General features: G+C 67.4%; 16 protein-coding genes. 5 read left to right on the forward strand and 11 right to left on the reverse strand.

The window, feature by feature from the left end; all coding sequences use genetic code 11:
- Positions 1 to 6 precede the first annotated feature (6 nt).
- Positions 7 to 219 (forward strand): ribosome modulation factor, encoded by a 213-nt coding sequence (rmf, locus tag HMPREF2581_RS27495; RefSeq protein ID WP_003103238.1) that lies wholly within the window; start codon positions 7 to 9, stop codon positions 217 to 219.
- A gap of 87 nt (positions 220 to 306) precedes the next feature.
- On the opposite strand, the gene HMPREF2581_RS27500 is transcribed toward rmf, so the two are convergent.
- Together HMPREF2581_RS27500 and HMPREF2581_RS27505 are read right to left on the reverse strand one after the other, a co-directional pair.
- Positions 307 to 1,335, reverse strand: coding sequence for a quinone-dependent dihydroorotate dehydrogenase (locus HMPREF2581_RS27500; RefSeq protein ID WP_003138558.1), 1,029 nt, complete (start codon positions 1,333 to 1,335; stop codon positions 307 to 309).
- A gap of 56 nt (positions 1,336 to 1,391) precedes the next feature.
- Entirely contained in the window at positions 1,392 to 1,613 is a 222-nt protein-coding gene (locus HMPREF2581_RS27505) for a DUF2835 domain-containing protein (RefSeq protein ID WP_031632397.1), read from the reverse strand.
- A 152-nt stretch (positions 1,614 to 1,765) separates the two neighbouring features.
- On the opposite strand from HMPREF2581_RS27505, the gene HMPREF2581_RS27510 reads away from it, so the two are divergent.
- From HMPREF2581_RS27510 to HMPREF2581_RS27520, 3 genes are all read left to right on the forward strand, one after another.
- On the forward strand, positions 1,766 to 2,647 hold the full coding sequence (locus tag HMPREF2581_RS27510) for a DUF6685 family protein (protein WP_003452519.1): 882 nt from the start codon (positions 1,766 to 1,768) through the stop codon (positions 2,645 to 2,647).
- A gap of 71 nt (positions 2,648 to 2,718) precedes the next feature.
- Positions 2,719 to 3,720: an alpha/beta fold hydrolase gene (locus tag HMPREF2581_RS27515; protein WP_003091278.1), complete on the forward strand. Its 1,002-nt coding sequence runs from the start codon at positions 2,719 to 2,721 to the stop codon at positions 3,718 to 3,720.
- A 167-nt stretch (positions 3,721 to 3,887) separates the two neighbouring features.
- Complete coding sequence (locus tag HMPREF2581_RS27520; RefSeq protein WP_003138552.1) at positions 3,888 to 5,792, forward strand: M14 family metallopeptidase; 1,905 nt, start codon at positions 3,888 to 3,890, stop codon at positions 5,790 to 5,792.
- A gap of 116 nt (positions 5,793 to 5,908) precedes the next feature.
- Here the strand turns inward: HMPREF2581_RS27520 and HMPREF2581_RS27525 are convergent, their stop codons facing one another.
- Positions 5,909 to 6,385, reverse strand: a complete 477-nt coding sequence (locus tag HMPREF2581_RS27525; protein ID WP_003103222.1) for a helix-turn-helix domain-containing protein — start codon at positions 6,383 to 6,385, stop codon at positions 5,909 to 5,911.
- A 37-nt stretch (positions 6,386 to 6,422) separates the two neighbouring features.
- Positions 6,423 to 6,899 carry a helix-turn-helix domain-containing protein gene (locus HMPREF2581_RS27530; protein WP_003130641.1) on the reverse strand — a complete coding sequence of 159 codons (477 nt, stop codon included), beginning with the start codon at positions 6,897 to 6,899 and terminating at the stop codon, positions 6,423 to 6,425.
- A 125-nt stretch (positions 6,900 to 7,024) separates the two neighbouring features.
- On the opposite strand from HMPREF2581_RS27530, the gene HMPREF2581_RS27535 reads away from it, so the two are divergent.
- Positions 7,025 to 7,255, forward strand: a complete 231-nt coding sequence (locus tag HMPREF2581_RS27535) for a hypothetical protein (RefSeq protein WP_003091282.1) — start codon at positions 7,025 to 7,027, stop codon at positions 7,253 to 7,255.
- A 40-nt stretch (positions 7,256 to 7,295) separates the two neighbouring features.
- Here the strand turns inward: HMPREF2581_RS27535 and pelG are convergent, their stop codons facing one another.
- The 7 genes from pelG to HMPREF2581_RS27570 are packed head-to-tail and all read right to left on the reverse strand — an operon-like array spanning position 7,296 to position 19,491.
- Positions 7,296 to 8,666 carry an exopolysaccharide Pel transporter PelG gene (pelG, locus tag HMPREF2581_RS27540; RefSeq protein ID WP_003103470.1) on the reverse strand — a complete coding sequence of 457 codons (1,371 nt, stop codon included), beginning with the start codon at positions 8,664 to 8,666 and terminating at the stop codon, positions 7,296 to 7,298.
- 1 nt (position 8,667) lies between these two features.
- Positions 8,668 to 10,191: a GT4 family glycosyltransferase PelF gene (gene pelF, locus HMPREF2581_RS27545; protein WP_003103472.1), complete on the reverse strand. Its 1,524-nt coding sequence runs from the start codon at positions 10,189 to 10,191 to the stop codon at positions 8,668 to 8,670.
- Positions 10,188 to 11,177, reverse strand: a complete 990-nt coding sequence (locus tag HMPREF2581_RS27550; RefSeq protein ID WP_003138551.1) for a tetratricopeptide repeat protein — start codon at positions 11,175 to 11,177, stop codon at positions 10,188 to 10,190. Before HMPREF2581_RS27550 ends, pelF begins: the two co-directional genes overlap by 4 nt.
- Complete coding sequence (locus HMPREF2581_RS27555) at positions 11,155 to 12,522, reverse strand: pellicle/biofilm biosynthesis GGDEF protein PelD (RefSeq protein ID WP_003138550.1); 1,368 nt, start codon at positions 12,520 to 12,522, stop codon at positions 11,155 to 11,157. Before HMPREF2581_RS27555 ends, HMPREF2581_RS27550 begins: the two co-directional genes overlap by 23 nt.
- 5 nt (positions 12,523 to 12,527) lie before the next feature.
- A complete protein-coding gene (locus HMPREF2581_RS27560; RefSeq protein WP_003091288.1) occupies positions 12,528 to 13,046 on the reverse strand; it encodes a pellicle/biofilm biosynthesis outer membrane protein PelC in 519 nt (172 codons plus the stop codon).
- Between the two features lie 39 nt (positions 13,047 to 13,085).
- On the reverse strand, positions 13,086 to 16,667 hold the full coding sequence (locus tag HMPREF2581_RS27565) for a tetratricopeptide repeat protein (RefSeq protein WP_003138549.1): 3,582 nt from the start codon (positions 16,665 to 16,667) through the stop codon (positions 13,086 to 13,088).
- The gene (locus tag HMPREF2581_RS27570) at positions 16,645 to 19,491 is read right to left on the reverse strand and encodes a bifunctional glycoside hydrolase/polysaccharide deacetylase family protein (protein WP_003138547.1); all 2,847 of its coding nucleotides are present in this window, start codon (positions 19,489 to 19,491) and stop codon (positions 16,645 to 16,647) included. The genes HMPREF2581_RS27565 and HMPREF2581_RS27570 overlap by 23 nt, the downstream gene beginning before the upstream one ends.
- Positions 19,492 to 19,970 lie beyond the last annotated feature (479 nt).

Genomic DNA, 19,970 nt, shown 5'->3' on the forward strand with positions numbered 1-19,970 from the left:
CACCCTATGAGAAGACTTAAGCGTGATCCGTTGGAAAGAGCCTTCTTGCGTGGTTATCAGAACGGCATAACCGGTAAATCTCGTGATCTTTGTCCGTTCACCCATCCTACGACGCGGCAGTCCTGGCTCAACGGCTGGCGCGAGGGCCGTGGCGACAACTGGGACGGCCTCACTGGCACGGCCGGCTTACAACGTCTCAATCAACTCCAGCACGTGTAAGCGACAACACGGATAGCACCGATTTCCCCAAGGCACGCCCCATCCGGGCGGCGGGCGCAAGCCCAAGGGCTCCGCAAGGAGCCCTTTTCAATTCCGCCGCGGCAATGCGGCGATGGCGTCCACCGCTTCGCGGATCAACGCCGGTCCCTTGTAGATGAAACCCGAATAGATCTGCACCAGGCTCGCCCCGGCGGCGATCTTCTCCGCCGCGTGCGCGCCCTCGGTGATACCGCCGGCGGCGATGATCGGCAGCCGTCCGCCCAGCTCGCCGGCCAGCACCTTCACCGTGTGCGTGCTCTTTTCCCGCACCGGCGCGCCGGACAGGCCACCCGCCTCGTCGCCATGCGGCAGGCCTTCCACGCCTTCGCGGCCGAGAGTGGTATTGGTCGCGATCACCGCGTCCATCCCCGCCTCGACCAGCGCCGCGGCGACCAGCGCGGTCTCTTCGTCGGTCATGTCCGGGGCGATCTTGATCGCCAGCGGTACCCGCCGGCCATGCCGCAGCGCCAGCGCTTCCTGGCGCTGGCGCAGTGCCTCCAGCAGTTGCTTGAGCGAATCGCCGAACTGCAGGCTGCGCAGGCCGGGCGTGTTCGGCGAGCTGACGTTGACGGTGACGTAGCTGGCGTCGGCGTAGACCTTGTCCAGGCAGATCAGGTAGTCGTCGACCGCGCGCTCCACCGGGGTATCGAAGTTCTTGCCGATGTTGATCCCCAGTACGCCGCGATACTTCGCCGCGCGCACCCGTGCCAGCAGGTGGTCGACGCCGTGGTTGTTGAAGCCCATGCGATTGATGATCGCGTTGGCTTGCGGCAGGCGGAACAGGCGCGGCTTGGGATTGCCCGGCTGCGGTCGCGGAGTGACGGTGCCGATCTCGATGAAGCCGAAACCGAGCTGGCCGAACCCGTCGATGGCGTCGCCGTTCTTGTCCAGGCCCGCGGCCAGCCCCACCGGATTGGGAAACTCCAGGCCCAGCACAGAGACCGGCAGGCTGGCCGGCTCGGGCGTCAGCAGGCGGTTCAGGCCCAGGCGACCGCCGGCCCCGATCAGGTCGATGGACAGTTCGTGGGAGGTTTCCGGGGACAGTTTGAACAGCAGCTGGCGGGCCAGGGTGTACATGGTCGGGTATCGGTCGGCAGAATGAAGGGTGCCGATTATAGCCGTCGAGCACCCGCTCAGGCGAGGCGTTGCAGCGCCAGCAGGCGGCCATCCTCGCTGAAATCGAGGCGGAACGTGCCATGCACGCCATCGTGGCCGATGAACGGACGCAGGTGATGGGCCGGCAGGTTCACCCGGCGACCGTCGCGGCTGCGCAGCAGGACCCGATTGGCCCTGCCGCCGTAGATGGCCTGCAGGCGTTCGCCGGACAGGGCGATATCCATGATGAGACCGGGCATGGAGCCCCCCGCTTGAATGAACCACGACAGCTTGCCACAAACCACGCGGTTGAATGTCACGCCCGAACCTGTGCTTCAATGGACGGACCGTCGCCGTCCCCTCCCGCCCCTTTCCGCGTCGGTCGCCGAGCCCGAGGAGCCCTCCGTCGATCATGAGTTCCAACTCGCGTAGCAACAGCACCTTCACCGGTCGCCTTTCCGCACTCGCCAACCGCCTGCGCCTGGGTGCCGCGCGAAGCGATGGCCGGGAGCTGCGCGAACGGGCGGCCGCCCTCGAGCTGCCGTTCCAGCCATTGCGACGGCCGGAGCCGAGCGTCTGGTGGCAGGCCGGACCGCCCCTGCACACCCTGGTCGATCTGCCGCGCGGCGCGCTGTCCGGCCCGGTCCAGGAAGACAAGGCGGAAGCCCACACGGTCCTCAAGCGCCTGGTGCGGGTCAGTCACTCCACCCTGGAGTCGGTCGACCTGAAGACCATCGAAGGCGTATGCAGCCGCGAGATCCTCGTCCAGACACCTTGCCCACGCCTGGAAGACCTGGCCACGGCCGAGGTCTGCCGGGGCGTACGGATCATCAGCTACAAGGATTTCGTCAAGGCCCTGAGCCTGGCCCTGCCGCGTTTCACCAACGGCGACAGCATCCGCCTGCGCCAGGCCGCCTGGCACGGCGAGCGCCTGTTCTGGGCGGGCGAACGTCAGGCCTGCGCCTTCGCCGCGGCGATCGTCTACGCCCGCCGCCGCGAACTGGAACTGAAGCTGCCGGCACACCTGGAACGCTACGAACTGGAGCCCGGCGCGCTGGACGAACTGGAACAGCGCTACCACATGCTGCGGATTCCGACCCAGGCCTGGTCCGAGCCGACCTTCATGAGCCTGCTGCTGGATACCGGCCTGCCCTATGCGCGACTCGCCCTGTTCACCCCGGAAACCCCGGAGTGCCTGTTGCTGCCCCGCAACGACGAACGCGCCGATGCCCTCGGCGAAGGTCTGCGGGCGGCTGGCGCAGCAGACGTGGTGAAGTATCTGAAGCAACTGTAGGCAACCGGCCAGGACTGGCCAGCTCGCGCCCTGACGTGCATCCTCCAGCAGACCCACACAGGAGCGATCGCATGTCCCTACCCCGCCTCAGTCTCTGTCTCGCCCTCGCCTGCGGGCCGGCGCTGGCCAGCCAGGCGCCGGTCTACGGCGAACGCCTGGAAGGCTTCGACTACGCCTATCCGGTGCACTATCTGGACTTCACCTCCCAGGGCCAGCCGCTGAGCATGGCCTACCTCGACGTCGCGCCGAAGAAAGCCAACGGCCGCACCATCCTGCTCATGCACGGCAAGAATTTCTGCGCCGGGACCTGGGAGCGCACCATCGACGTGCTCGCCGACGCCGGCTACCGGGTGATCGCCGTCGACCAGGTCGGCTTCTGCAAGTCGAGCAAGCCGGCCCATTACCAGTACAGCTTCCAGCAACTGGCAGCCAACACCCACGCCCTGCTGGAACGGCTCGGCGTCGCCCGGGCCAGCGTGATCGGCCATTCCATGGGCGGCATGCTCGCTACCCGCTACGCCCTGCTCTACCCGCGGCAGGTCGAACGACTGGTGCTGGTCAACCCCATCGGTCTGGAGGACTGGAAGGCCCTGGGCGTGCCCTGGCGCAGTGTCGACGACTGGTACAGGCGCGACTTGCAGACCAGCGCCGAAGGCATTCGCCAATACCAGCAAGCCACCTACTACGCCGGCGAATGGCGCCCCGAGTTCGATCGCTGGGTACAGATGCAGGCCGGCATGTATCGCGGCAAGGGGCGCGAGTCGGTGGCCTGGAACTCGGCGCTGACCTACGACATGATCTTCACCCAGCCGGTGGTCTACGAACTGGACCGGTTGCAGATGCCGACCCTGCTGCTGATCGGCGAGAAAGACAACACCGCCATCGGCAAGGACGCCGCGCCGGCGGAACTGAAAGCCAGGCTGGGCAACTACGCGCAACTGGGCAAGGACGCCGCCCGACGGATTCCCCAGGCGACCCTGGTGGAATTCCCCGACCTTGGCCATACCCCGCAGATACAGGCTCCGGAACGCTTCCACCAGGCACTGCTGAAGGGTCTGCAAACCCAGCCCTGAACCATCCACCGGCGGCGCTCTCGCCATCGGCTTCGCCGCGCCTTGCCCGGCGTCAACACCGATGCCTGCCGCCGGCGTTTCACTGCACTGGCTGCGCGACGACGCGTGGCTCGCGTCGCGCAAGCCCATCCACGCCGCGGCCGTTCTCATCCACATGGAGGTTCATCGTGTTCCCTTGCCAACCCCGTTCGCTACTCGCCGGCGTCCTGCTGGCGAGCGCCCTGCCCGCTCACGCGGAGCTGCCCCACGCGCCCGCCTACATCGATGACAGCGCCTACCCGGCCGCGGCCCGCCAACGCATCCTGCCACCGATGTTCGAGCAGAAGCTGGGCAGCCTGCGCTACCTGGCCAAGCCCGGCGACCCCTTGATCACCCAGGCCGAGAGCAGCGACTTCCAGCGCACCAGCGACTACCGCGAGACCCGCGCCTACCTGGAGAAACTGGTAGCCGCCTCCTCCGGCCGCATCGCCTTGCGCGAGTTGCCCGAGCGCAGCGCCGAGGGTCACCCGATGCTGCTGGTGACCGCCTCCACCGAGACCGACAAGTCCGCCGCCGGCCTGAAGCGCTCCGCCAAGCCGACCTTGCTGGTGGAAGCCGAGATCCATCCCGGCGAGGCCAACGGCAAGGACGCCATGTTCATGCTGCTGCGCGACATGAGCGCTGCCGACCGCCCGCTCGCCGGGCTGCTGGAGAAGATCAACCTGCTGTTCATCCCGGTGGTCAACGTCGACGGCGACCTGCGCCGCAGCGCCTACGGGCGGATCAACCAGAACGGCCCGCGGGAGACCGGCTGGCGGGTGAACGGCCGCAATCTCAATCTCAACCGCGACTTCACCAAGCTCGACAGCGCGGAGATCCGCAACGTCGCCTGGGTGTTCAACCACTACGAACTGAGCTTCTTCGCCGACACTCACTCCACCGACGGCGCCATGTATCCCTACGACAGCTCCTACTGCCACAACGGCAATGGCTGGTCACCGGCGAGCAGCGCCTGGATGGACCAGGTCATGCGCAAGCCGGTGTACCAGGCGCTGGAAAGCCTCGGGCACATGGTCCATGAATGCATCAGCCTGAACGACAACCAGGATCCGACCCAGGGCTACTACCCCTACCGCACCGACCTGGCGCGCTTCTCCAACCAGTACGGCGACATCCGCAACGTGCCGTCGATCCTCATCGAGCAACACGCCCTGCATCCGTACAAGACCCAGGTGCTGGGCAACTACGTGATGCTCAAGGCGATGTTCGAGGTGATCGGCGAGCAGGCCGCCAGCCTGCGCCAGGCCATCGCCAGCGACCGCGAGCGCCTGCTGCGGCAGAAGGAGGTGATCCTCACCTGGAAGCCGGGCGAGGCCGCCGAGACGCCGTTCGTGGTCGGCGACTACCGCTACGAGCAATCGCCGGTCACCGGGGCCCGCACCATCGTCTGGAGCAACCGGCCGAAGACGCTGAAACTACCGGTGACCGACAACGGCGTACCCGACCTGGTGGTGCCGCGTCCCCAGCGTTTCATCGTCCCGGCGCAGTGGCACGAAGTGATCGCCCGGATCAAGGCCCACGGTATCCGCTACACCACCCTGGAACGTCCGACCGAAATCGCCGTGACCCTGTACCGCATGGACGACATCAAGCTCGCCGATGGCTTCGAACCGGATCGCGTGCAAGGCAACCGGATTCCGGGCTACGAAGGTCGCCTGCTGGTCAGCGGCACGCCGAAGCCGTTCCAGCGCTTGCAGACCTTCCCGGCCGGCTCGCTGTCGATCGACACCGCCCAGCCGCTGGGCGTCCTGGCCATCGACCTGCTGCAACCGCAGAGTCCGGATTCGTTCTGGTCCTGGGGCTTCTTCAATTCCACCCTGGTGGCCGCCGAGGAGCCGGAGGAATACGTGATGGAGCCGATGGCGCGCAAGATGCTGGCGGAAGACCCGGCGCTGAAGTCCGCCTTCGACAAACGCCTGCGCGAGGACAAGGCCTTCGCCGCCGATCCGCAGGCGCGCCTGCAATGGTTCTACCAGCGCACGCCGTTCTACGACGTGAACGCCTTCGTCTATCCGGTAGGAGTGGTGTTCTGAGGCCCACCTGGGGCTGACGGCGGATAACGCTGCGCGTTATTCGCCCTACCGCTGGGCTTCGGGAGCCCCGTTGCCTCTCCCGCTTGCGGGAGAGGGCTGGGGAGAGGGAGCCGGTCTCAGGTACCGTCGGTGGGTGTGGGCAGGTTGCTTCTCGGCTTGCGCTTGCGCCTGGGTTTCGGTGGTTTTTCGGGTGGCGGCGACAGTTCCCGCTTGCGCAGCTTCTTGAGGATTTCCCGATGCTTCTCGCGCCAGGCCGGCACGTCGAGGCCGTGGAGTTCGAGCAGCTCGGGGTTGCGCTCCACCAGATAGACCGCCGCTTCCTGGGCGGCCTCGGCGATCTTCCAGGCGATCGACTGCGGTTCGATGCTGCCTTCATAGGCGATCCAGTCGCTGAACTCCGGAAAGGTCCCGCAGACCTTCTCGAAATCCTCGTCGTGCATGCGCTGCCGGCCACTCTCGATGTTCTCAAGGCGTTTGGGATCCATGCCGACCACCTCGGAAAACTGCGGTCGGTTCAACCCCGTCAGCCCGCGCAACCCGAACAGGCGCTCGCCGGCGCGAAACAGGCAGCGCTTCCTCACTACATAGACCATGTACAGATACTTCCCTTCGTTTCTGGCGCGATGCGCCTCAGTCGCCCTTGCCGCTCGCGGGCGTTTTCCTCTTCCGCTGGCGCCTGGGTTCCGGCGGCTCTTGCAGGGGCGCCGGCTCCGCCTCCGGCGCCTGTTCCGCCGCCAGCAGCGCCTCGCGTATCTCACGGTGGCGTTCGCGCCAGGCCTGCATGTCGATGCCGTGCCGCTCCAGCAGCACCGGGTTGCGCTCCACCAGGTAGACCGCGGCCGCCTGCGCCGAGTCGGCGACCTTCCAGGCGATCGACTGCGGCTCGATGCTGCCTTCATAGGCGATCCAGTCGCTGAACTCCGGGAAGGTTCCGCAGACCTTCTCGAAGTCCTCGTCGTGCATGCGCTGCAGTTCGTTCTCGATGTTCTCCAGGCGCTTGGCCGTCATCCCCACCAACTCGGCGAACTGCGGACGGCTCAAGCCCATCAGCTCGCGCAGGGCGCGCAAGCGCTTGCCAGCAGTGAACAAACGTCGATTCTTTACCATGTGTAGTCCGCGTCTGATGGTTCCCTATGCATATTGATTCACTAACTGTTAGTAGATCAATATGAATCCAAGCCCTCTAGACCGAGGGTTCCCCTCCAACATCGGACCATGGTGCAGGACGCCTGATGAAAGTGGAAGAACTCCCCCAAGAGGGTTTCGCCGAATGCCCCCGCTATATAACCCTGATGCGTTTCGCCTTCCTGACCGGCCTCAGCGACCGGCCGGACCTGCTCTATGCCTGGATAGAGAGCGGCGACCTGCCGATGCGAACCTTCGGTACGCAACGCCTGGTGGATATGCAGAAGCTGCAAAAACGCATCGAGGAAGCAAAAAAAGGGGCCGATTCAACCGGGTGAATCGGCCCTTTCTGAAAGACCCTGCCGCCGGCGAAACCCCTCAGCGATTGAGCATGAAGGTCTCGTACTCCAGGTCGTCCAGCGCGGTGGTCAGGCGGTACAGCCCGACCAGCACGCAGACCAGCAGCGACAGGGTGAAGCCGTAGCCGAAGAAGCTCGGCCCGAGCAGCAGGCTGACGAAGGTCAGGACGCCGTTGACGATCACGAACAGCACGCAGAGTTCGAGGACGATGCGGCGCTTGTCCAGGTAGAAGAAGACGTTGAGCAAGGCCATGAACACTACCTGGATGCTCACCCCGATCAGGTCGATGTAGAACAGCGGCAGGTAGTAGCGGGAAATTCCCAGCCAGCCGAGCAGTTGCGGCGCCAGCAGGAACAGCAGGACCACCGCCAGCCCCTGCACCTTGCAGATTTCCAGCAGGCCCTGGCGGATGGCGAGGATCATCTGCTCCTTGAGCAGGCCGATGTGCTGCAGGGTCTCGCCGCCGCGGATCGCCTCGTAGACCCGCTCGTACCACTCGGCGAAGTCGGTCTCGATGCGCACCAGGAACACCGCCATGCCGGGAATGATCGACAGGTAGGCGAGGAAGATCGGCAGGTCGTAGAGGATCGAGGCGCGCAGCGGGCCGATCACCAGGTCCGAGGTGGATGGGTTGAACCAGAAGATGAACTTGTCGATCCAGATGCCCAGGTTGTAGCAGAGGCCGGTCAGCAGCAGGCTGACGAAGACCTGCCGGCGGTCGAGGAAGTCGAAGGCCACCATGCGCCTGGCCGGGTACTCGCGGAGGATGTCGTAGAGGAAGACGAACAGCAGGCTGGCGTGGCCGATCAGCAATGCCAGCAGCAGGCCGTCCATCTGCATGAAACGCAGCAGGTAGGCACAGGCGACCATCAGCGCGTAGCCGATGAACATCACCAGCAGGATGCGTTTGTAGGCCTTCATTCCCGACAGGAAGATGATCACCAGCCACAGGTTGCAGAGCACCACGAAGTTGGCCATCACCAGCAGGCGGTAGGCGAACGGCTCATCGAACAGGGTCGCCAGCAATATCGCCGAGAGCAGGCCCGCCGCCAACGTCACCAGCAACAGCACACCCACCAGGTTGGGCAGGATCGCCTCGTGCTTGCGCTCGAACAGGCGATCGGAAATGAAGCGGGTGAAGAACAGTTGCAGTCCCCCGGTGAAGATCAGCGACAGCGCCATCAGGTAGGTCACCGTGATCAGGAACTGCCGGACCAGCACGTCCGGCACCACCACGCCGAGGCTCAGCACGCCGATCAGCATCACGCTGACGATCGACAGCACCCAGGGACCGGAGCTGATCAGCCCGGCGTAGAGATAGGCCCGCAGGGTCGCCGTATAGGAATCGCGGGAAAGGATCTTCCGCAGTTCGAAGCCGATGCCGGCCATGTCATGCAATCTCCGTGGCTTCGCGGTACAGCCCGCGGTAACGTCCGAGCATCAGCGCCTCGGTGTAGTAGCGTTCGACCCGTTGCAGGCCGACCGCCTGGGCCGCCTGCCAGCGCTGCGGATTGCGCAGCAGGGCGAGGATCGCCCGCGAAGTGGCCTGCGGGTCGGCGATCGCCACCACCTCCCCGGCGCGGCCCAGGGCGCGATCTTCGGCGTCGGCGCCTTCGATCAGTTCGCGGCAGGAGCCGACGTCGCTGCTCACCACCGGGGCGCCGGCAGCCCAGGCTTCGAGGATCACCAGCGGCTGCGCTTCGCTGATCGAGGTGAGGACCATCAGGCCGAGTTGCGGCAGGACCTCGCCGATCCGACGGAAACCGAGGAACTTCACCTTGTCCTGCAGGCCGAGGCTGGCCACCAGGCTGCGGCATTCGCTGGCATAGTCCGGGTCTTCCTCCTCCGGACCGACGATCCAGCCCTCCGCCTCCGGCATCGCGCTGACCACCCCGCGCATGGCGCGGATGAAGGTCTTCACGTCCTTGATCGGCACTACCCGGCCGACCAGCCCGACCACCGGCGGAATCCCCGGCGGCCGCCGTTCGAGGGCGCCGGCCCAGGCATCGAGGTCGATGCCGTTGGGGATCACCCGGGTGCGCCGTGGCTCGGCGCCATCGAGTACCTGGCGCTGGCGGTTGCCTTCGTAGAGGGCGACGATCGGATTGGCGGCGCGATAGGTGAGCAGGCCGACACGCTCGAAGAAGCGGATCCACAAGCGACGGATGTAGCTGACCTCGGCATCCAGTCCGGTACTCAGCTGCTCGTCGGGGTTCTCCGCGATCCAGTTGGCCTGGGCCAGGTCGATCTTGCGCTCCTTGGTGTAGATGCCGTGCTCGCTGAGCAGGTAGCGGCAGCCCCAGCGACGTTGCAGGATGCAGCCCAGCAGGCCGGCGTAGCCGGTGGAGATCGAGTGCAGCATGCGCGCCCGCGGCATCCGCCGGGCCGCCTCGGCGAGCATGAACACCGGCGCCTGCATCGAGCGCAGGGTCCAGAAGTAATTGACGAAGGACGGATCGGTGCAATAGCGCTCGTAGCCTGCGGTGATCGCCTCCCAGCTGGCCTTGCTGTGGAGAAAGTCCTCGCGGCCGATGCGGCCCTCGGCGAGCAGGTCGAGCAGCGCGTCGCCCTCCTCCACGTCCGGCGTCTCCGGGTAGTGGAAGAAACGGTGCAGATCGCGCAACGCCTTTTCGGTCTCGCTACTGCCCTGTCGCGTCTGCGGGTTCGGCGAACTCCAGGCGGTTTCCAGGAAGTGTTCCTCGATGTGCAGCACATTGTCCGGGATCGGGTAGTGGCGCTTGCCGTAGGCATCCTTCTGGCCGCCGATGAAGAACACCGAGAAGGTCAGGTCGGGGAGACCGAGGATCAACTGGTTGACCCAGCTGGAGACGCCGCCGCGGACATAGGGCCAGGTGCCCTCCAGCAGCAGGCAGACATCGGCGACGGGCGCCGTCGGAGCGGTGTGTTCGGTCATGTCCAGTATCTCGCCAGGGCCGCGAAGGGCGGCCGTTGCAGCATGTCGTCGGGCATTCCGGCGAGAAGCCGGGGGATGTCCCGGTAGCGCCGCTGGAAGAACGCCACCTCGGCGCGGAACGGCGCCAGCTGGGCGCTATCGATTCCCGCCTCCTCGGCGGCCTGGAGGGCGTGCCCGGCATCCTCCAGGCGGCCTTGTTCGAGGGCGATGCGTCCGGCCAGCAGATGCAGGTCGGCCGAGGGTGTGCCGCGCAGCGCCTGGTCGGTATGCTCGCGCGCCTGCTCGAGGATGTGCTCCAGTACGCTGCCCTGGGCCAACCCCAGGTAGGCCAGTTCCCAGTACCAGCGCGCCAGGGTCCCGTGCAGCGCGCCGCGTCGCGCCGGCGTGGCGCCGGCGAGGCGGCCGAGGGCGGCCTCGATGCGCTGGTTGATCCGGCTTTCCTTCTGGTCGAGCATCGAGTAGGCCAGCAGGCGGACGTCGTCGGCGGGGTCGCGCAGGGCCAGCTTGAGGATCGGGATCGCCTCCTTGCCGGGCATCCGCCGGGTGGCGAAGATCGCCGTGAGCCGCTGGTTCGGGTCCGGCGCATGGCGCAGGACGTCCTGCAGACCGCCGTCGCTGAACATCATGTCGAGGCGCTTTTCCTTCGGCCGGAACGGCAGCTCGGGGACGCCCATCGCCTGCCAGGCCTGCTCGCCACGCTGGCGCGGCAGGTACAGCGCCGGGAATACCGCCGCAGCGACGCCGACCGCCCCGATCAGCGGCACGAAGAAGGCCAGGCTGAAGAGGAACAGCGGGCTCCACGGCAGCGGGAACTTGTAGCGCCGCGGCAGCAGCAGCCATACGCCGACGCACAGCAGCGCGCTGCCCAGGCCGTGGGCGAACAGGTAGAGCGCCAGCGCCTGACCGAACGGCAGGTCGGCGAAGACGCTCGCCCAACTGCTCAGCTCGAACAGGAAGGCGCCGCTAAACAGCCACTTGCTGATCATTCAGGCCGCACTCGTTGAAAAGGAAATGTCCCAGCGCCTGGCGATCGTTGCCGGCGTCCAGTTCGTACTGGCGGATGCGCACGCCCAGCGACTCCAGCTCGCGGGCCTGGCCGAAGCGTTCGGCGAAGAGAATCCTCAGGCGCTGCAGATACCCCTGGGAGCCTTCGGCGGAAGTCAGCGGCAACAACACCAGCAGGACCCGCCGGCCCTCGTCGTTGCGCAGTCGCAACTGCACGTCGAGGCCACGCTGGCTGCCTTCCAGCAGACGCTGGACCTCTTCGCCGTAGCGCGCATCGGTCAACTCGAAGGCATACAGGCAGGCCGGCAATCCATGGTCGCGGGCGTCCAGCAGGGAGCGCTTGAGGTACTGGGAGAAGCGCTGGGCGTCGATGTCGGCCAGTTGCAGTGCGCGACGGTCGCTCTGCAGCAAGTCGGCGATGTGCCCGGCGAGGATCGCCAGCAGGCTGAAGGTACGTTCGTTGAAGACGAAGAACGGCATCTGCTCCACCGCCAGCAGGGCGAGGATCCGCCCATCGGTGTCGACCAGCGGCACGCACACCTGCAGCGCGCTGTGCGCACGCTGCTCGCCGCGCTCCAGCAGTTCCTGGCGCACGCTGACCAGTTCGCCGCGCTCCAGGCAGGTGCGCACCAGCAGGTCGTCGGCGTCCAGCACCGGCATCTCGCCGAGCGTCGCCAAGGGTTGCGGCTCCGGGGTGCGGTCGTGGCGTACCCGGTAGAGTCCGGCGATGCGCAGCGAACCGTACTGGGCCAGCAGCGCCAGCACGGTTTCCGCCAGCGCATCGAGCGGTGCCTCATCGCCCGGCAGCTCGCGCAGCAGTTGTCGCAGACCGAGCAGCGAACTGCGCAGGCTCTGGTCGTTGCCGGCGACCCGCTGCTCCAGGCGATCGTGGGAGATGCGCAGGATGTGATGGGCGCGGGTGAATTCGTCGAGGCGCAACTGGCGGTACTCGTTCGCCAGCTCCAGGCGCTCCAGGCGGCGTTCCCAGATGTCGCGGAACTCGCCCACCAACATGGCGCAGAGCAGCACGCCGACGATGAAGGCCGCCGGTACCTGGGCATAGGCCTCGACGCCCTGGACGCGAAACGCGAACAGCGCCGCCACCAGCAGCGCCGCGCTGGCCAACCCGCGGACGAAGCCGTAGCGCATGCCCAGCAACAGGGGCGCGAGGATCACCCAGGGAAAGGTGGCGTTGACCTGCAGCGGGTCGTCCGGGCTGAACCACCAGCCCAGGCCCAGCGCGAGCGCGCTGATGACCAGCGTCTCGACCCAGGAGACACTGCCGCTGGCGCGCGGTGCGAGGGTGAAATCCTTGTGCGCGGACATCGCCGTCACTCGAGCCGCAGGTCGCCGACCAGCTCGCGCAGGACTTTCTGCGCGGCGCCCGCCAGGCTTTCCCGGGACCAGCCGGCGCGCGCCCCGCTGGTGCTCCAGAGCACCCGCCCGGAGGCCGGCTCCAGCACCTGCAGGCTGACGCCCACCGCCGGCTCGCCGTCGAGGCCGTTCTTGTACTGCCACTCCTCGACGCTGCCGGTGACCACGTAGGCCAGCTTCTGCTGGCGTGCCCAGTCCAGCGCGCGCTGCTGGCGCTCGCGGTCGTCGACCAGTTGCAGGTCGCCTTGCGGCTGCGCCGGGTACAGGCGCGGCCGCACACCCTCCTCGGCCAGCACGCTGAGCAGGATCTGCTCGGCACGCTCGCCGGCCTGCGGCGCCTGGGAGTAATTGAGCAGCGGCACCAGGCCCCACTGCGCGCCGCGCGCCAGCGGCGTAGCGCTTTCGCTGGTGAAGCTGGAGCAGCCCGCCATGAACAGGGCGACGGCCGCGAGAGCCAGGCAGCGGATGGATTGCATGTTGTGTTCCTCCTGTTGAATTCCGTATCCGGGCCGCGCTCAGCGGCCGAAGCGCGTGCTGTAGGTCACCCCGAGCGTGCCGCCGGCATCGCCGCCGCCGCCCTGGGGAGCCGACTGGTAGCCGAAGGTGAACGCCAGTTCGTCATCGCCCAGCAGCTCCATGCCGATGCCGAGATCGATGCCGTAGTTGAACTCCTTCTCTGTCCACTGCCAGCCGGCCAGGGTGTCGACGATCCAGGTGTATTGCGGACGGCTGCGGTTCAGCGCGCCAGGGAAGCCACGGCGCCAGGTGCTGCCGAGGTAGACCTGGCCGTAGCGGTCCTGCAGCAGGTCCTGGCTGCGCGCGCCATCGAGCGCCAGCGCACCGCCATGGGCCGCCAGCAGGTCGTCCGGCACGCGGTTCTCCAGGCGATTGCGCTGGTAGTCGATGCCGCCGCGCAGTTGCCAGGCCGGGCCATCGAAGAACAGTGTGTGGGCCCACTCCAGGGACAGCGCCTCGCCGTTGCCGAGGTCGTCGCCCTGGCGGGTGGAGAAGCGGTTGTGCGCCAGCGACCAGCTCAACTGGTCGCGCCCGCTGAGGGTGTGGCGGCCGCCGAGCCGTAGGCTGTCGCGCATGCCGAGGGCGCGCATCAGGCCGGTCTCGTCGGTCTCGCGGTGCCAGTCGAGGCCCGCTTCCAGTTCGTCGCGCGCACTCAGCCGCCAGTTGCGCAGCAGGCCCAGGCCGTGGCGGTCCTCGTCGTCGCGCCAACTGCCATCGAGCGTCGCCGCGGCGAAGCCATCGGCCAGTTCGCGCCGCAACGTCAGCCTGGCGTTGCGTTCGCTACCGAGGAGCGAGCTATCCAGCGCATCGCCGTGATAGCGGCCACTGCCCAGTTCGAGATCGGCGTACCAGTCGTCGCCGAGGTGGCGCGCCGCGCGCAGCGTCGGCCCCTTGAAGTCGAGACCGCCGAAGTCGCGCTTGTTCCAACCCAGTTGCAGGCCCTGGGGCGTGCGTTCGAGGATTTCCGCCGCCTGCCGCCGCAGCTGCTCGCGGTTGTCGCGCGAGTGGCCGTCGCCCAGTGCGCCCAGGGCCTCGCCCAGCGCTTCGCCGCCATGGCCGAGACGCACCAGCGCCTCGACCCGCTGCGCCGGATCCAGCTCGTCGCGCTCCAGCAGGCGTTGCAGGGCGGCGCGATTCTGGCTGCGCAGGGCGGCCTGGATCTCTTCGTTGCGCCCGATCTTCAGGCCCCGGCCGCGCGCCCAGGCCAGCCAGTCATCCTTCAGCGGCTCCTGGTTGGTGGCGGCGAGCTGGTCGAGGAACTGCTCGAACCACAGCTGCAGCATCGCCGGCTCGCCATTCCAGGCCCGCCGCGCCTCGCCCTGGGCGAGCAGCGGCCCCTGGGCCACGGCGAGCAGGCGCAGGTAGGCGGCGAAGCTGTCCGGGGTGGCCCTGACCGCCTCGCGGTCGAGCCGCCGGAGCAGTTGCCGGCGCAGGCGCAGGGCCTTGTCCTGGTAGCCGCTGGCATCCAGCGCGTCGGCGTAGGCGGCCTGCACCAGCCAGTCGTTGGGATTGGACTTGAGGTACAGGCGGAACCAGGCCAGCGCCTGATCGTTACGCTCGAGCAGCAGGCTGGCGCTGGCGAACGGCAGCCACAGCGTGCTGTCCCGCAGCGCCAGGCCATGCCACTGCGCCAACAGGGGCGCCAGGCTGTCGCGACGGCCACGGTCGATGTAGAACCAGAGCAGGCGTTCGCGCACCAGGTTCTCGCCGGGGAAACGCACCAGGGCTTCCCGGTACAGGCGCTCGGCGACGTCGCCATGGCCTTCCTGTTCCGCCAACCGCGCCCTGGCCACCCAGTAATAGGGGCTGCCCTGCGCTTCCGGCAGGCCTTCGGCCTCGGCCAGCAGGCTCTTCAGGGCCGGCCAGTCGTGGAGGTTCTCCGCCAGTTGCAGGGCGCTGGCCAGGCGCCGCGGATCGCGGCTGCGCTGCCAACTGCCGATAAGCACCTGCAAGGCCTGCTGCGGATTGCTGTCCCGGTACAGGGCGATCAACTGGTCCTCGTCGCTGCTGTTCAGGCGGATGTCCAGGGCCAGCATGCGCTCGTAGGCGGCGCGGGCATCGTCGTCCTGCTCCAGGGCCCAGGCCAGCGCCGCGCGCAGGCGCCAGAACTCCGGCTCGCGGATCGCGCGGGTATCCACGCCGGCGAGGACCTTCCAGGCCTGGCGCGGATCGAACAGGTTCCAGTGGGTTTCCGCCCACTGCATGCGTTCCTTGACGCTCAGCGGGAAATGCCGGGCCATCCGCGCCCAGACCCCGGTCTCTTCCTGCAACTGCTGGGTGTGTTCGAGGATCTGCTGCAAGCGCTGCCAGGCCAGGCGCTGTTTCGGATAAACCTGCACGTAGCCGCGCAGCCATGCCTCGCCCTCTTCCGGCGTGCCGCGGGTTTCATGGCTGTAGACCAGCGCATCGAGTTCCTCGTCGGTCATCTGTCGCTGCGCACCGATGGGCGCCAGCAGCTCGATGGCGCTGTCGAAATCGAACATCTGCAGCGACAGGCGCCAGGCATGCTCGCGCAGGGCCGGGTCATCGGCGCCGGCCAGCAGTTGCTTCCACAGGCCCAGGGCCTGCGGGCCGTTGCCGGTCCATTCGCCAAGGCGCGCGAGATCGGCCAGCAGCGTCCTGTCCTCCGGGCGCAGGGCCAGCAGCTCCCGGCCGACCTCCCAGGCCCGCTCGATCCGCCCGGCGGCCATGTTCAGGCGCAGGTCGGCGGCCAGCGCCTCATGGTCCTCGGGGCGCAATTCGCGCCAGCGCCGGATGAAGCGTTCGGCCAGGTCGTAGCGCTGGCTGCCTTCGGCGGCGCGTACGCCCTCGGCGAGCCAGGCCAGGGTTGACTCATCCTCCGGCAAGGCGTCCAGCCGCTCGTCCAGCAACAACGCCGCCTGTTCGCCGCGCTCGCCAGCGAGCAGACTGGCGAAGGCCTGGCGCAGATAGGCCAGGCGCTTCGCCGGCTCGGTTTGCGCTTCGGCCAGTTGCCGCTGGATGTCCGCCGCCGGCAGCGGCTCGCCGGAAGCCAGGTACCAGCGCGCCGCCTCGTCCAGCCAGCGCTGCCGGCCCTGCGGGTCGCGGCCGGCCAGTTCGGCAAAGGTCCGCGCCGCCAGGTCCGGCGCGTCCAGGGCCAGGGCATGACGGGCAAGTCGTTCGAGCATGGCGTCGTTCAACGAAACATGCTCGATCTTGCGCAGGCGCTCCAGCAATCGGCGCGTCTGCTCCTCATCCATGCCCTCGGGCCTGGCCAGGGCGCCAAGGATGTCCAGTTCCACCTCGTAGAACGGCGTTGCCAGGCGGTCCTTGCCGCGCAGACGGGCGAGGTGATGACGCGCCTGCTCGAAGTCGCCGAGCTTGACCAGCAGGTCGATCAGGGTCAGGCGCAGCGCGTCGTTCTCCGGGTGCGCCTGCAACAGCAGTTCGGCGTAGTTCACCGAGACCGCGTCGGGCTCGCCATCGCCGCTGGGCATGAATACCTCTTCGCTGTTGAAGGTCAGCCACAGCACCAGCGCCACCCCGAGAGCGACCGGCAGCAGGGCCCAGGGATTCAGCAGGCGCGCCTGGGGATGCTTGTCAGCGGCAGACGAGTTGGCCATCGCGCACCTGCTCCATCGGCAACTCGAACGTCCACAGGCCGTTGCCGGCCTTTCCCGGGAAGGCCTTGCCGGCCGCGCTCAGCCGGCAATCGCCCGCCGCGCGCACCACCAGGCGCAATGGCAGGTGCCCGGCGAAGGCGAACTCGACGCGGCCATCGTCGCGGTAGCGCCAGTGCTTCAGCGGCAGGTTGGCCTCCTCCAGCGCCGGCCGCGGATCGCGGCTGTCGCGCAGGACCAGGCGCGCATTCGCCGCACTCAGGTGTACATAGCGCCCCTGGGGCAGGTCGCGCACGCCCGCGACTCCCGTGGAGCGAGCGAGGTCCGGCCAACCCAGCGCCGGGTCCAGGCGCACCGTGCGCAAGGCGGCGAAGCCGCGCAACTGCCAGCTGCCATCGGCACGCTTGGCCAGGCTGGCGCGATGCAGGCCTTCCAGGCGCGGGATGTAGTCGCTCATCCACAGCGACAACGGATGCTCCGCCTGCATCGCCGCGTAGATCTGGTGCATGGTGCGGATCGAGGCCTGCTTGGTCCCCGAATAGAAGTGGTAGTACAGGTGCAGGCCGCGCAGGCGGCGCGGGCTGTCGGTCAGGGCGAAGGTATCGATGACGCCGCGGAAGCCGTAGTACGGCCCCTGCCAGAGATTGGTGTAGACGTTCTCGTTGATGATCGGCGCGTAGTACTGCACGCCGCCGCGGGTGGGCCGGATCAGCGGGTAGAGTCCGGTCAGCGAGGGAAAGGCCCGGGTCAGCGCGGTATTGCCGCCGTTGACGTTCATCAGCCCGGCGTCGTAGGCGAGCTTGATGGTGGCGGTGTCGGGCAGCGCGTCGCCGGACCAGAAGATCATCTTCACCGGCTTCCGCGGGGTGGTCAGGCGCTGCTCGATGTAGTCGCGGGCCCCGATCACCTCGCGTACGAAGTCGACCTTGTCGTAGCCCGGGATGGCCATCTTGTAGCCATACTGGGCCTCGAAGTTCTCGCCCTGCTCGGCCAGTTGCGGCTGCCAGAAGAACGGATGGCTGAAGGTATGGCTGGCGACCTCGACCTTGTCGTCGGCGAAGATGCGCCGGGCGATCGGCTCCAGCTCCCTGGCCAGGTGCGGGTACATGCCCTTCGGCCCGACCTCGCCTTCGATCACCGAGACCGAGGTGAGGAACGGATAGGGCTTGATGAAGTCCTCCAGCACCTGCTGGCCGGCATAGGGACTGCCGGGCACCTCGGCACGGGAGACGAAGCCGTCGCCATCGATGTGCACGGTGGCGATGCGCCGGCCATTCTCGGTGGTCGCGTCGGGACTCGGCAGCGGCACAAGACGCAAGGCCTTGCGCAGGAAGGCGAACGGATCGAGGATCCAGCGCCGGTGCTCGCTACCCTCCTCCAGCACATAGGGCGCCAGGGCGAAGCCGCCCCAGTCGGCGGTCGCCACCGGCACGTACTCCTTGCCGTCGCCCTTGAGCTTGAGCGCCGGGGCCACCCGCGCCGGGTCGAGTACGGTGAGCGCCGGCAGGTCGCGGATCCGGATCACCAGCGGCGCCTCGAAGGCGCCCAGCAGCGCCTGGTCGTGGGTCTCGGTGCTCGGCTTGACCTTGAGTTTCTGCGACAGTCGGCGAATCCCCAGGCGCTGCAACAGACCGTCGTTCTCGGTAGGCAGGCCGGCGAGGAACGCCACCGGCACCTTTTCGTCGAGACGCGCAGCGACCCAGTTGTCGAAGGCGTCGCTGGCCAGCGGCGGTCCACTGGTCATCCAGGTCACCACCCCGGCGTAGAGACCGCTCAGCGGACGTTCGGGCAGCGGCTGGTCGGTGGGCAGGTAGTCGACCCGATAACCGAGGTATTCGAGCAGGCCGCCGAGGTAGACGTGGCCGGGGCTCAGGGTCAGGTCGCCCTCGCGCGGATCGTAGAGCAGCGCGATGCGCCGCGGTTGCACCTCGACGTCGCTCACCCCCAGGTAGTCCAGCGCCGGGGTGCTGACGAACGGCACGTAGCCTTCGCTACGCAGGCGCGCAGCGAGCGCGCGCGCCTCGTCGCGCCGCTCCGGCGGCAGGTAGTCGATGGCGACGATGGGCATGCCCTGGGCGCGCAGGGCATCCAGGTGACCCTTCAGCCAATCGCGATCGTCCTGGGGCACCTCGCGGTATTGCCCGGCAGCGGCGTCCCAACCGGCATGGATCGACTCCACGGCCACCGCCGACGCGACGCCGGGCAACTCCGGCAGCACTTCGAAACCGCGATTGAAAAACAGCTTGAGGCCCGGCTCCTGGCGATGCAGCTGGGCGAGGAAACTGGCCAGCGCCCGGCGCTGGCCCTCGCGGCGCTCCTCGGCCTGTAGCTGGAAGCTGTCCAGGGTATCGAGGAACAGGCCGGCGTAGCCCTGTTTGCGCAGCTCCGCGGCGCGCTTGAGCAGGTGCGCCCGCCAACTCGGCGCGGCGAGGTCCATTACCTGGCTGTTCCAGGCTTGGTTGCGGACCGCGCTCTTGCCCCGGGCCAGGCCGCTATCGGCGATGGCGGCGGCGTCGCCGTCGAACTCGCCGACCGACAGATAGGCGAAGGGCGTGCTGCCCTGCTCTTTCAGATACCCGACATCGGCCGGCTTGAGGTGCGCCGCTTCGAGCACCACCCAGTCGAACTGGGAAAGCTCGGCCAGCGGCGGCCGCTCGGCGTACCAGAACGCCACGCTGGACGGCCCGCCGGCAGCCCCTGCGGCAGCGCCGGCACAAAGCGCCAGCGCCAGGCCGGCAAGCCAGGCGAGCGGGCGTTCGATGGGTCGAAGGGTGTTACGGCAGGACGGCAGACGCAGCACGGCGATTCCTTTCTTGCTGAACCGCATGCCCAGCCTACGCGGCAAGGTCGATACCGACCGAAGCGGCAGGTCGGGAGCATGGATGCGGTTTCCGATGGCAACGTCGAATCCCTGACAGTGCGGGCACGGCCAAAGCAGCCGCAGGCGATTAACGTCAATCTAATGACTAAATATGCTAATTGCTAATTTTTTAAGCGGGAACTGTCAATTTTTAGACACACCCATGGCGAAATAGTGTCCTTTTGCCTGTTCTTGCCTCCCGCGTGACCGCCGCGACGTCATCGGAAAACTCACCGGGCGGGGAAGGAAGTACGGGCTGCCGGGGGTTTATGCGATCGACAGGATCCCGGCCAAGGCATACGAAGCGGAGAAGTCATAGATCCATATGAACCTATCAATAGATTTTCTAATAACTAAATATTTATTAAATCTGTGAGTCAGGTTGTCCTTTCCAGGCTAACGCCGGGCGCCGGACATTTGTCGCCGCGCAGCGCCTCAGCCACCGC

The organism is Pseudomonas sp. HMSC057H01 (assembly GCF_001836405.1).
Lineage (GTDB): Bacteria > Pseudomonadota > Gammaproteobacteria > Pseudomonadales > Pseudomonadaceae > Pseudomonas > Pseudomonas aeruginosa.